The sequence below is a fragment of the Streptomyces varsoviensis genome (assembly GCF_000718635.1).
Classification (GTDB): domain Bacteria; phylum Actinomycetota; class Actinomycetes; order Streptomycetales; family Streptomycetaceae; genus Streptomyces; species Streptomyces varsoviensis.
The window spans coordinates 140,226-152,398 of record NZ_JOBF01000011.1; the positions used below are offsets into that span (position 1 = coordinate 140,226).

10 protein-coding genes and 1 tRNA gene are annotated in these 12,173 nt (G+C 70.2%); 5 read left to right on the forward strand and 6 right to left on the reverse strand.

Going from position 1 to position 12,173, the window contains the following annotated elements; genetic code table 11:
- Positions 1-44 precede the first annotated feature (44 nt).
- Both IF55_RS16975 and IF55_RS16980 read right to left on the reverse strand, forming a co-directional pair.
- Entirely contained in the window at positions 45-1,898 is a 1,854-nt protein-coding gene (locus tag IF55_RS16975; RefSeq protein WP_245661228.1) for a sialidase family protein, read from the reverse strand.
- Positions 1,899-2,507: 609 nt separating this feature from the next.
- Positions 2,508-3,440, reverse strand: a complete 933-nt coding sequence (locus IF55_RS16980) for a quinone oxidoreductase family protein (RefSeq protein ID WP_030877155.1) — start codon at positions 3,438-3,440, stop codon at positions 2,508-2,510.
- A gap of 84 nt (positions 3,441-3,524) precedes the next feature.
- Here IF55_RS16980 and IF55_RS16985 point away from each other — a divergent pair, with 84 nt between their 5' ends.
- The gene (locus tag IF55_RS16985) at positions 3,525-3,998 is read left to right on the forward strand and encodes a MarR family winged helix-turn-helix transcriptional regulator (protein WP_030877153.1); all 474 of its coding nucleotides are present in this window, start codon (positions 3,525-3,527) and stop codon (positions 3,996-3,998) included.
- Between the two features lie 146 nt (positions 3,999-4,144).
- Here IF55_RS16985 and fdhD read toward each other — a convergent pair whose 3' ends face one another.
- Positions 4,145-4,993, reverse strand: a complete 849-nt coding sequence (gene fdhD, locus IF55_RS16990; protein WP_030877152.1) for a formate dehydrogenase accessory sulfurtransferase FdhD — start codon at positions 4,991-4,993, stop codon at positions 4,145-4,147.
- Positions 4,994-5,313: 320 nt separating this feature from the next.
- Here fdhD and IF55_RS16995 point away from each other — a divergent pair, with 320 nt between their 5' ends.
- Entirely contained in the window at positions 5,314-6,000 is a 687-nt protein-coding gene (locus IF55_RS16995) for a GntR family transcriptional regulator (protein ID WP_030877149.1), read from the forward strand.
- Between the two features lie 215 nt (positions 6,001-6,215).
- Here IF55_RS16995 and IF55_RS17000 read toward each other — a convergent pair whose 3' ends face one another.
- From IF55_RS17000 to IF55_RS17010, 3 genes are all read right to left on the reverse strand, one after another.
- Positions 6,216-7,769 (reverse strand): OFA family MFS transporter, encoded by a 1,554-nt coding sequence (locus IF55_RS17000; RefSeq protein WP_078644541.1) that lies wholly within the window; start codon positions 7,767-7,769, stop codon positions 6,216-6,218.
- Positions 7,770-7,864: 95 nt separating this feature from the next.
- Positions 7,865-9,109 carry a formyl-CoA transferase gene (frc, locus tag IF55_RS17005; protein WP_030877145.1) on the reverse strand — a complete coding sequence of 415 codons (1,245 nt, stop codon included), beginning with the start codon at positions 9,107-9,109 and terminating at the stop codon, positions 7,865-7,867.
- Positions 9,110-9,367: 258 nt separating this feature from the next.
- Positions 9,368-10,657 carry a DUF2254 domain-containing protein gene (locus IF55_RS17010; RefSeq protein ID WP_398244659.1) on the reverse strand — a complete coding sequence of 430 codons (1,290 nt, stop codon included), beginning with the start codon at positions 10,655-10,657 and terminating at the stop codon, positions 9,368-9,370.
- 141 nt (positions 10,658-10,798) lie between these two features.
- Between IF55_RS17010 and IF55_RS17015 the strand changes: the two genes are divergently transcribed.
- From IF55_RS17015 to IF55_RS17025, 3 genes are all read left to right on the forward strand, one after another.
- Positions 10,799-10,886, forward strand: a tRNA-Leu gene (locus tag IF55_RS17015).
- A 215-nt stretch (positions 10,887-11,101) separates the two neighbouring features.
- Positions 11,102-11,419, forward strand: a complete 318-nt coding sequence (locus IF55_RS17020; protein WP_030877141.1) for a hypothetical protein — start codon at positions 11,102-11,104, stop codon at positions 11,417-11,419.
- Entirely contained in the window at positions 11,416-12,168 is a 753-nt protein-coding gene (locus tag IF55_RS17025) for an SDR family NAD(P)-dependent oxidoreductase (protein WP_030877139.1), read from the forward strand. Before IF55_RS17020 ends, IF55_RS17025 begins: the two co-directional genes overlap by 4 nt.
- Positions 12,169-12,173 lie beyond the last annotated feature (5 nt).

Genomic DNA, 12,173 nt, shown 5'->3' on the forward strand with positions numbered 1-12,173 from the left:
AGAACCGCCCCACGCGGTCCATCAGAATCGCCCCACGTGGTCCATCAGAATCGCTCCACGCGGTCCAGCGGCAGCCACAGCACCGGGGGCTCACCCCCGACCGGGGCGTTGTCGGTCCGTACGCGGTCCAGCTCCGCGTCGGTCAGCGCCCGGCCGTACACCCGCGCCTCGTCCAGACCCCCCGTCAGTTGCGCGCGGCTGTCGGTCCTCTGCCCCAGGTGCACCCCGAACGGCGAGGTGCGGCTCACCGTGCCCGGCACGTCGGGCGCGGTCGTGGCCGCGCCGTCGACGGTCAGGACGAGCCGTCCGTCACCGCGCCGCAGCGCCAGATGGTGCCACTGGCCGTCGTTGTACGCCCCCTGGCTGCTGACGACGGCGGTCCTGGCCGGCGCCGAGCCCGATAACACCGTGATCCGGCCGGATATTCGGCCCTCCGCCGGCTCCGCCCATAACGCCACCTGCGGGGACCTGTCGCCCACCCCGCCCATCCACAGGAACGGCTGCTCGCCGCCTGCCGCGTCGTAGCGGAACCAGAGCGCCGCCGTGAAGTCACGGGAACCCAGCGGCAGCGAGTCGCGGTACGGCAGCCGGACGGCGTCGTCCTTCCCGTCGAACGCGAGCCCCGACCCGAACCTGCCGTCCGTGGCGTGGGCGCCGCCGAGCACGGAAGCGGCTCGCGCGTGCGGCGCGTGATCCCGGGTTCTGGGGTCCGCGCCGCGGCGCGGACCGAGCCAGCGCTCCGTGAAGCGCGCGAACCGGATCTCCTCCCGCGCCTCGTGCACGCCCCCTTCGTAGAGCAGCCCGGTCCGCTCGCGGTCGATCGTCACCATGTCCGAGTAGCCCGCCCAGTCGCCCGAGACGACCTTGCCGCGGTCCGCGCTCTCCCAGGTGCGGCCCTCGTCGTAGGAGGAGCGGATCATCATCGTCCGGCGGCGGTCGGGGTCACCCGGCAGGGAGAGTAGCCAGCGCCCGGGGCGCCGCTGGATGACGGAGCCCTGGACCATGGGCGTATAGAGGTCCGGGATGGTGCGGAAGGGCGCGGCGAAGCTGTCGCCGCCGTCGCGGCTGACGGCGTAGTCGCGGTTGCCGAGGTCGACGCCGTCCTGCTCGCGCCCGTTCACATAGATCGCCCCGTCGCTCCGCTCGGCGATCGTCATCTCCGAGGGCTTCTGCCGGAAGGTGCCGCCGGGGGAGATGGGCCAACTGTCGACCGCGCCGATGTGCCAGTGCCGCCCGCCGTCGTCGCTGTGCATGAGGGCCGCGTGGTTGGCGGTCACCCGGTGGCCGTCCCAGCTCTCGGCGTTGACGGAGAAGACGAGCCGGCCGCGGTGCCGGCCGTGGGTGAGCTGGATGCCGTGCACCGGCCCGGTCGCGTACCAGGAGTTCCAGCCGCGCGGCCGCAGCTCGCGGCTGACGTCCCGCGACCGCGACCAGCTCGCGCCGTCGTCGTCGCTGTATTGCATGTGCGGCGTGCGGGCGCATGGCACGTCGCAGCTCTTCGCGTCCGATCGCCCCTTGTTATGGGTGGTGGCCAACACGATCCGGCCGCTGTCGCGGTCGACGATCGGCGCCGGGTTGCCGTGGGTGTCGCCGTTGCCCTTGTCGACCACCTGCAGGGGCCCCCAGGTGTGGCCGCCGTCGGTGGAGCGCTTGAGAACGAGGTCGATGTCGGTCGCGTCGCCGCAGTTGCGCTTCCTGCCCTCGGCGAAGGCGAGAAGGGTGTTATGGGTCGAGCGCACGATCGCGGGGATGCGGAAGCACGCGTAGCCGCCGCGGTCCTGCGACGCCTTGAACAGGACGCGCTGGTCGAAGTCCGCGGGCACCGCCGCAAGGGCGGCGCCCGCGGCCGGAGCGGGCAGGGGAAGGAGGGCGAGCAGCGCTCCCGAGGCCAGGGTCAAGGCCCGCCGCAGCCATCGCCTGACGGCACGCCCGCCAGTAGCGCGTCCGCTGGCACCGCGCCTGCTGCTACTGCATCCGCTGGCACCGCGCCCGCTGGCGTCGCCTCCGCTCGCACTATCTCCGCTGATAGCACGCCCACTGACAGCACTTCCGCTGACAGCACTTCCGTTGACGGCGCGTCCGCTGACGGCGCGTCGACCAGCAGCATGTCCGTCGACGGCAGGTCCGCCGCTGACCGGGCGTCCTCCGACGGCAGCCCCGCTGGTGACGGGACGCTCGCCGATGGCAGGCCCGCCGCTATCCGGGCGTCCTCCGACGGCAGGTCCGCCGCTGACCGGGCTTCTGCCGAGGGCGGGTCCGCTGCTGGTGGAGGGGCCGCTGACAGAGCGTCCGCTGACGGGGCGTCTCCTGATGGATAGTCCGCTGATGAGATGCCCGCTGGTGAGGCGTCTCTTGACGACATGTCGGTGCAGTGCACGAAGATTCGAATCCATGGTGCGCCCTTCACGACAACTGGAGGTCCAACGTCCTATGTCCCATGCGCGGCGCGGGGAACGCCATAGCCGCCCCTCCGCACCCACAAGAACCGCACGTCACCTGACTGGGGATCACCCTGGGCGGAGGATCACCTTGCCGAGGTTGGCGCGCTTCTCGATGATCGCGTGGGCGGCGGCAGCCTGCATCAGGGGCAGTTCGGCATGGATCGCCGGTCGCAGGGCCCCTTCGGCGAAGAGCCGCCACAGCTCCGCGCGCCACCGCTCGTACAGCAGCGGCCGCTGACGGGCTATCAGCCCGAGCTGGAAGCCGATGGCGGATTTCGCCCCCACGAGGAGGTCGTACGCCTGTATGGCCCCACCCCCCGAGCTGAACGCCACCAGCCGGCCGCCCGGCGCGAGGGCGGCCACGGCGCGGGGGAGCAGCTCCCCGCCGACCGCGTCCAGCACGATGTCGACCGGCTCGCCCCAGGACTCGTCCGCATACGCCACTACCTCGTCGGCTCCCAGCCCCTTCAGGAACACGGCCTTCTCCGGCGAACTCGCGGCGGCCACGACGCGGCGCGCGCCACGCGCCCTGGCGAGCTGCACGGCGAGGTGACCCACCCCGCTCGCCGCCCCGGTGACCAGCACGGACTCGCCCGTGTCGGGCCGAGCCGCCTCGTACGCGCCGAGGGCCACCAGCCCGGACCGTACGAGCGCGACGGCGTCCGCCGCGCTCGCGCCGTCCGGGACGCGCGAGGCCATGGCCGTATGCAGGAGGGCACGGTCCGCGTAGCCGTCGCCGAAGCAGAGGCCGGTGACGCGGTCGCCCACGGAGAAGTCCGTGACGTCCGGGCCGAGGGCGATGACCTCTCCGGCCACCTCGCCGCCGAGGCTCGCGGGCAGCGGCTGCCCTCCCTCGCGCACCTTCCGTACGACGGGCAGGGTGACGCCGATCGCCTCCGTGCGCAGCAACAGCTCGCCGGGGCCGGGGGCGGGCACCGGGGCGTCCTCGACGCGCAGGACCTCGGGGCCGCCGTTCTCGAAATACCGGACGCGTCGCACGCCCCCACCTCCCGTTGCCGTTGGGAGTCCCAACGATACACGTCTTCATTGGGAAACCCAATGTTTTTTCGATAGAGTTTTCCCATGGCCGAGAACACCGAGCACCCCGCCGCCCTCGCGCGGATCCAAGCCCTGCCGAGCTGGCTCCTCAACCGCGCGGCCGCCCGCGGCCGCAGACTGGTGAGCGAGGCCCTCGCGCAGGACGGCTTGCGCATGCCGCATCACGCCGTGCTCTCCGCCGTAGCGGATCTGGAGCCGGTGGCGCAGGCGGAGCTGGGGCGTTCGACGGGGTTCGACCCCAAGGACATGGTCGGTTTCCTCAACGACCTGGAGGCCGCGGGGCTCATCACCCGCGCCCCGGACCCGAAGGACCGCCGCAAGAACGCCATCGCCATCACCGCGACGGGCCGCCGCCGCCTGATCCGCCTCGCCAGACTGGGGGACGAGGCCAACGAGGCGCTCCTCGCCCCGCTCTCGGTCACCGAGCGCGAACTGCTCCTCGCCCTGCTCACGCGCGTGGCCGAGCCCGAAGCGGCGCCGGGCGGCGCCGACGAATAAGCCGACGAACAAGCCGACGAACCGAGAGCCGCGGGCGGGGCGCCGAGGGGCGCCGCGCCCTCTGCCCTCTACCGGATCAGCCGCTCCCGGATCAGCTCCCGCCCGACAGCTCCAGCCGATCGGCCCCGGCCCATCGGCCCGCCCCGTCAGCCGCGCCCGGCCTCCGCGTGCAGGGCGATCCGGTGCTCGCCCGCGTACACGTTCATCGAAGAGCCGCGGAGGAAGCCGACGAGGGTCAGCCCCGTCTCCGCGGCGAGGTCGACGGCGAGCGAGGAGGGGGCGGAGACGGCCGCGAGCGCGGGGATGCCGGCCATCACCGCCTTCTGCGCCAGCTCGAAGGACGCCCGGCCGGAGACCAGCAGGATCGCGTCGGAGAGCGGCAGTCGCCCCTGCTGGAGGGCGCGGCCGACGAGCTTGTCGACGGCGTTGTGGCGGCCCACGTCCTCGCGTACGTCGAGGAGTTCGCCGTCGGCGGTGAAGAGCGCCGCGGCGTGCAGCCCCCCGGTCCGGTCGAAGACCCGCTGCGACGCGCGCAGCCGGTCGGGGAGGGCGGCCAGCAGTTCGGGCTCGATGCGGACCGGCAGCGCGTCGGCGATGTCCCAGCGCGTCGTGGTCCGTACGGCGTCGAGGCTCGCCTTGCCGCACAGGCCGCACGACGAGGTGGTGTAGACGTTGCGTTCCAGGGTGATGTCGGGAACGGGGACGCCGGGCGCGAGCCGCACATCCACCACGTTGTAGGTGTTGGACCCGTCCTCGGTCGCCCCGGCGCAGTAGACGATGTTCGCCAGTTCGTCCGCGCCGCCGAGTACGCCCTCGCTCACCAGGAAGCCCGCCGCCAGCGCGAAGTCGTCGCCGGGCGTGCGCATCGTGATGGCCAGCGGCTTTCCGTTCAGCCGGATCTCCAGCGGCTCCTCCGTGACGAGCGTGTCCGGACGCGCGTTCACGGCTCCGTCGCGAATGCGGATGACGCGGCGTCGCGCGGTGACCCGTCCCATGTCGATCAGTCCCGTCCGTCCGATTCGGCGTGTACCGTCCGAGGTGCCCCCGGCGAACCCATTGTCCTGCACGTATATGGAGAGCCGGCGTCCGGCCCATGTCCCGGCGCACGACGAGCGCGCCGGGTGCGGATAACGCTCAAGGGCGCGAAATCGGCGCCGAAAGGGCGAATTCACTCTCCCCAGAGCGGAATATTGTCTACAGTATTTCATAGGGATGGGGTGGTGCGCGAAGGGTGCTCGAACTTTTTTACGAGGCGTGCCGCTCAGCCGTCTAAAGTTCGCCGTAGACCGTAGACAGAAACCAACGGAGGGGCCCGATGCTGTCCGCCGGACTGCCACAGGGATCGGTACCGAAACTCGAACGCCCCGGCCCACTGCGCGAGCGCGTGTACGAGGCGCTGCTCGACCTGATCACCACGCGCGCCCTACGGCCTGGTCAGCACCTCGTCGAGAGCGAGCTCGCCGGCCACCTCGGCGTCTCCCGGCAGCCCGTGCGCGAAGCGCTCCAGCGGCTCAACACCGAAGGCTGGATCGACCTGCGCCCCGCGCAGGGCGCCTTTGTCCACGAGCCCACGGAGGAGGAGGCGGACCAGCTCCTCTCCGTCCGTACGCTGCTGGAGGCCGAGGCCGCCAGGCTCGCCGCGGCGAACGCCACCTCGGCCGGCATCTCGGAGCTGGAGACGCTGTGCGCGCAGGGCGAGGGGGCCGTGCGCGAGGACGACGTGGAGGCGGCCGTCGCCGCCAACGCCGAGTTCCACGCCAAGGTCATGCAACTGGCGGGCAACGCCGTCCTGACCGAGCTGGCCGAGCAGGTCGGCCGCCGCGTCCGCTGGTACTACACGCCGATCGCCCGGCAGCGCGGCAAGCAGTCCTGGATCGAGCACCGCGAACTGATCGCCGCGATCGCCGCCCGCGACGAGCAGAAGGCGACCGACATCATGCGCACCCACACCGAGCACACGCGCCTCTCGTACCACGAGCGCGACACGTCGGCCTCTGTCTGAGCCGGTACGCGCGTACGTACGGCCCGACTCATACGTACGTACGGCCGGCCCTGCCCACACGTGTACGTACGGCCCGGCGGCATCCACACCGCCGGCCCGCACGCATACACGCCACCGGCCCGCACACATCCACGCTGTCGTCCGCCAGACGGCAAGATGCCCAGATGGTCGGACAGCCGCGCCCGTGGCGCCCGCCGCGCCCGCCGCGGAGCGGTCTATATCGCTTCGCGATGAACCGGCACGGGGGCCGTCCGGACCTTGACCCGCCGCGGCAGCCGGGGCTGTCCCGGCGGCCGGAGGAACATCGAGCACCCCGCCGCGACCAGCGACAGGACGCCGGCCAGGACGTACGCGCCGGAGAAGCCCCAGGCCGTGACCACCATCGCGCCCAGCCCGCCGCCGAACAGGCCGCTGACCAGTTTCGCGCTGTAGACCAGCCCGTAATTGGACGCGTTGTGGTTCTCGCCGAAGTAATCCGGGACCAGCGCGGCGAACAGCGGGAAGAAGGCCCCGCCGCCGAATCCGGAGACGACGGCGAAGAACAGGAAGAGGACCTGGTTGCGGGCATCGCCCGCCCATAGCACTCCGAATTGCGCGATGCCCTCGATCACCAGCACGCCCACCAGCGTCGGCTTTCGCCCCCACCGGTCGGAGAGCCAGCCGACGGCGCCCCGGCCCGTTCCGTTGATGACCGACATGATGCCCATGGACATGGCCGCCATGAGCGGACCGAAACCGACATCCTTGGCGAAAGGCACCTGGAAGGAAATACCGAAGATCGACACCCCCGCGATGATGACGAGGCAGAACCACATCAGCGGCAGCATTCCGGTCCGGGTGGCTTCCAGCGGTCCGTACTGGCGGGCCGCCGGGGGGTTCTTCGAGAGGCTGTCGGCGTGCTTGCCGGCCGTACGCGGGCTCAGCGGGTCGATGTGCGCGGGCCACCAGTTCTTGGGCGGGTCCTTGAAGAAGAACGCGCAGCACCCCACCACGAGCAGGACATAGAGCCCGACCAGGTCCAGTACCTCCCGGTAGTCCCCGGCGTCGAAGGTGTAGTTGAAGATGAAGATGAACGGCAGCGCGCCGTACGCGAATCCGCCGTTGACGAATCCGGTCTTTCCGCCGCGCCGCTCGGGGTACCACTTGCCGACCATGTTGATGCAGGTCGCGTAGACCATGCCGGCCCCGATGCCGCCGATGACCCCGAAGCCGATGATCGCCTCGACGACGTTGTGCAGATGCGAGATCGACAGGAATCCGACGCAGGCGAGCCCGGCCCCCAGGAACATGGCCGCGCGTGCCGAGAGCAGGCCCTTCTCCCGCAGCCGGCCGGCGGGGAAGGCGATGCCGGCCTGGAAGAAGACCCAGACGCTGAGAATCCAGAAGGTGTTGGTGTTCGTCCAGCCGTGTGCCTTGTGCAGCGTGCTCTCGGCGGACCCGTAGGCGTACTCGAAGACGCTGATGCCCATCATGGCGACCCACGGCAGGATCACCATCAGGCGGCGTTTGTGGCCGAGTATGTCGATGTCGCTCTCGCCGACGCGATAAACGCGCCCTTTGCTGTCCGTGATCTCGCGATAGGCGGGCGACTCGGCGCCCTTCCGCGCCGTGCCCGTGCGTTCCGTGCCCGTGTGCTCCGAAGCCGTACGTTCCGTGCCCGTGCGTTCCGAGGCCGTACGTTCCGGGTCCGGCCGATTTGTGGAGAGCCGTTCCGCGTCTGGTCGTTCAGGGCCCTGTTGCCCGTAGCTCTGTCGTTCGTCTGTGCTCATGGTGTCGTCCCCTTGGCTGCGAAAGAACCTGATCAGTGGTCTCTGTTCCGGTCTTTTCGTGAGCTCGGGGCCGCGCTAGGTCACCAAGTGGCCCATCACATCACTCCATCCGTTGTGAGCCGCCGGATCTCGTCCTCGTCGAGGCCCAGTTCTCCGGCGTATATCTGCGAGTTGTGCTCGCCGAGCAGCGGCGAGCGGTCGATGGTGGTGGGGGAGTCGGAGAGTTTGATGGGCGAGCCGACGGTGGTGAATGTGCCGCGCTCGGGGTGCTCGACCTCGACGACCATTCCGTCGGCGGCGAGTGAGGCGTCCGCGAGGATCTCCTTGGTGGAGAGGATCGGGCCGCAGGGAATGTCGCGCGCGGTGAGCCGGTCCAGCACGTCCCATTTGGGCAGCGTGCTCGTCCATTCCTCGATGAGCTGGAACATCTTCCCGAGCTTGGGCAGCCGGGCCTCCGGCGTCGCCCACTCCGGGTCCGCCGCCAGCTCCGGGCGGCCCAGCAACTCGGTAATGGGGCCCCAGCCGGCGGGCTGGACGATGACGTACACGTAGTCGTTGGGGCCGCCCGGCGCGCACTTGACGGCCCAGCCGGGCTGGCCGCCGCCGCTCGCGTTGCCCGAGCGCGGCACCTCGTCGCCGAAGGCGTCGTTCGGGTACTCGGCCAACGGGCCCTTGGCGAGCCGCTGTTGGTCGCGTATCTTCACGCGGCACAGGTTGAGCACGGCGTGCTGCATGGCGACGTTCACGCGCTGCCCGCGCCCGGTGTGTTCGCGCTGGTAGAGGGCGGCGAGGATGCCGGCCACCGCGTGCACGCCGGTGCCCGAGTCGCCGATCTGCGCGCCGGTCGCCATCGGCGGCCCGTCCTCGAAGCCGGTCGTGGCCATCGACCCGCCCATGGCCTGCGCGACCACCTCGTACGCCTTGAACCCGGTGTACGGACCGTCCCCGAAACCCTTGATGGAGGCGTAGACGATACGGGGGTTGATCTCCCGTATTCGCTCCCAGGGGAAGCCCATCCGGTCCACCGCGCCCGGCCCGAAGTTCTCCACCAACACGTCGGAACGGCGGATCAGTTCGGTGAGTATTTCCTTGCCGCGAGCGGTCTTGGTGTTGAGGGTGATGCTGCGTTTGTTGCAGTTGAGCATGGTGAAGTAGAGCGAGTCCACGTCCGGCAGGTCGCGGAGCTGGCCGCGGGTGATGTCCCCGGTCGGGGCTTCGAGCTTGACCACGTCCGCGCCCAGCCAGGCGAGGAGCTGGGTGGCGGACGGGCCGGACTGCACATGTGTCATGTCGAGCACACGCACACCTTCAAGCGCCCTGGCTGTGCCGTGAGTTGCCACAGCGGGCCTCCTTACTTTTCGCACCTGTGCTTCGTGGGGGGAGAGCTGGGTCCGCAATGGCGGTAAATTGCATACAGTCGACGAATACTGTATGGACACCTTGGTACTCCCCTCCGCTGGGCGCTGTCCAGAGGCCCGGGAAAGGAGCTACGGGATTGAGACACCGGCTACCGCACGGAGCCGGGCAGCCGTGCCTGGCCGATCGTGTGGAGCCCGGCAGTCACGCCTGGCCGATCGCGGGGGGTCCGGCAATCGTGCCTAGCCGATGCCCTGCCGGTCGGGGCGGAGTGCGAACGCCCGGTCGGCGGGCTCCGCCGCCGTACGCTCCACGGCCTGCGTCAGGAGCGTACGGTGCCGGGCCAGGGGCACCCGCCGTTCGTCGTCGGCCAGCCACCACAGATCATCGAGCGCGGCCAGCATTCGCCGGCTGACCTGCGGGTTTCCGACCGCACAGCCCCGGATCTCGCTGAAGCCCAGATCCACCAGATCGCTCCACCCCGGCAACTCCTGCACCAGCCGTACCGCCCCCTTCGCATCGCGGTGGTGCAGGACGCCGAACGGCCGATCCACGACGGCGGCCAGGAACTGGGTGATCCGGTCCAGGCACTGCACGGCGGTCGTCGGGTCGTTCACGGCGGGGGACAGGGCGCGCAGCGCGATGTCCGAGAGCTGGCGCAACCCGAACGCGGGGTCCTGGTGGTACGTCCGCTCGACGCCGACGGTCATGGTGTGCCGCAGGGCGCGCGGCGACGGCCTGGTCCCGCCGTGCACGGCGAGTACGGGCGTCCCCGGCACCACGAAATCGCCGATCCGCGGTACGAGCCGCAGCACCGTGCCATTGCGCCGCGCGATCCGTACGAGCCGCGCGATGTGTACGTCCCGCAGCACCCCGGCAGCCCCCTGGTGCTCGGCCTCCGCCACCGCCTCGGGCAGCGCGGGCGCCTCCCCGCTCCCGCGCTCGTACCGGTCGAGGACCCGGAACGCCTCACGCGTGATCCGGTCGATGACATGGCTGACCCGCATCAGCCGGAGCGTCGAGTTCACATAAGCGACGAACAGCACCAGGCTCACCAGCACCAGCACCACACAGGTGAGCCCGGAGATGACCGGAACCGTTGTCACGGTGCGCGGGTCCGCGTCCCCCTCATACGACGCCTGCACCAGCAGGGCGAAGAGAAAGGTGGCGAGGAACACCGCGAAGGTGCACTTGGTGATCCGGCTGCGCACATAGAGCCGCACGACCCGCGGGGTGAACTGCCCGCTGGCCATCTGGAGCGCCACCAGGCTGATCGAGAAGACCACGCCGATGAACGTCAGCATCGCGGACCCGACGGTCGTGATGATCGACTTGGCGTCCTCGGAGAGCTTGATCAGCGACGAGACCGTCCCGTACTCGCCGTCCTCCTGCAACGCCTCGATCAGCAGACTGTCCAGCGCCAGCACCAGCGTGGCCAGCGCCATCGCCCCGACGAGCCCCGCCGCCGGCGTGAACCAGAACGTATCCCGCAGATGCTCCCGCAACGGCGACAGCGGCCGTGGCCTGCGCATCCCGCCAACCTGCACCGTTTGCCCGCTATTGCCCATAAATAGAGCTTATGCCCTAGGCGAATAGCCAGGTGAAAGGCACTCCGAATCCTTGGTATTGTTGTCCATGTCGCCGCGGGCAGCGCCCCGCACCGACAACACCTGGTCCGGGTGGCGGAATGGCAGACGCGCTAGCTTGAGGTGCTAGTGCCCTTTATCGGGCGTGGGGGTTCAAGTCCCCCCTCGGACACCAACCAACCAGCAGCACAGTAAAAACGGTCAACCGACCTGTTGAAGCCGGTCAGAGCGATGATTCGTCGCTTTGGTCGGCTTTTTGTTGTGCGCAGCGTCCGGGGTCGGCTCGCGCTGCCCTAGCCTCCTCGGCCCCGTTCATCCATGCCTCTGGGCTATCGGCGTATGAGTAACCGATCTTGGACTTGTGTGGTGGGGCGGGGGCAGTATCGAGGCATGATCAACCACACGATGATTGTTTCGTTCGATGGCGAGATTCCCGACAGCGAGCTGGATCAGTACCTGAGGGATATTGAACAGGTCATGAGGGACTCCGGGGCCATCCAGACCTTCGCGGCGAAGCGGCACATTCGGGTGCCGGCCGATGATCACAGTCCGGTGTTCGTGGCCAGTGCTGTGGTGCGGCTCGGGCTCGCCGATGTGGCGGCGCTGAACGCCTCGTTCGCCGCGCCGGGGGCGGGGGAGCTCATCAAGCGCTGGCAGGCCAAGTACCCGTACCGGGTGGTGTGGGTCAATCACGAGGAGCTGGTGTGAGCGGCTTCGAGGGCAAGGCCGGGCTGGTCACCGGGGCCGGGAGCGGGATCGGCCGGGCGAGTGCGATCGCGTTCGCCCGGCGGGGCGCCGCCGTCGGGGTGCTCGACCTCGATGTGGGCGCCGCCGAGGAGACCGTGGCGCTGATCGAGGCGGCGGGCGGCACGGCGCGGGCGATCGCCGCGGACATCGGCGACGAGGAGTCCGTGCGCGCGGGCGTCGCCGCCGTGGTGGCGGCCTTCGGCGGCCTCGATTTCGCGGTGAACAACGCGGGCCTGCAATCCACCGGCCGGGAACTGACCGACATGGCGCTGGAGGAATGGGAGCACGTGCTGCGGACCAACCTGACCGGCACCTTCCTGTGCCTGCGGGCCGAACTGCCCGAGCTGCGCGGCCGGGGCGGCGGGGCGATCGTCAACATCGCCTCCAACGGGGGCCTGTACGCCATTCCCCACGCGCCCGCCTACGTGGCCGGCAAGCACGGCGTCGTCGGCCTGACCAAGGTGGCCGCCGTCGACTACGCGCCCGACAACATCCGGGTGAACGCCGTCTGCCCGGCGCTGACCCGGACCGCCATGTACGAGAGCGTCGCCGCGGGCACCGATCTGACCGCCCGGCAGGAGGCGGTGACCCCGCTGGGCCGGCTGGCCGACCCCGAGGAGGTAGCGGCCGCCGCGGTCTGGCTCTGCTCGCCGGAAGCCTCCTACGTGACCGGAACGGCCCTGTCCGTCGACGGCGGCCGACGAGCCTGAGGAGA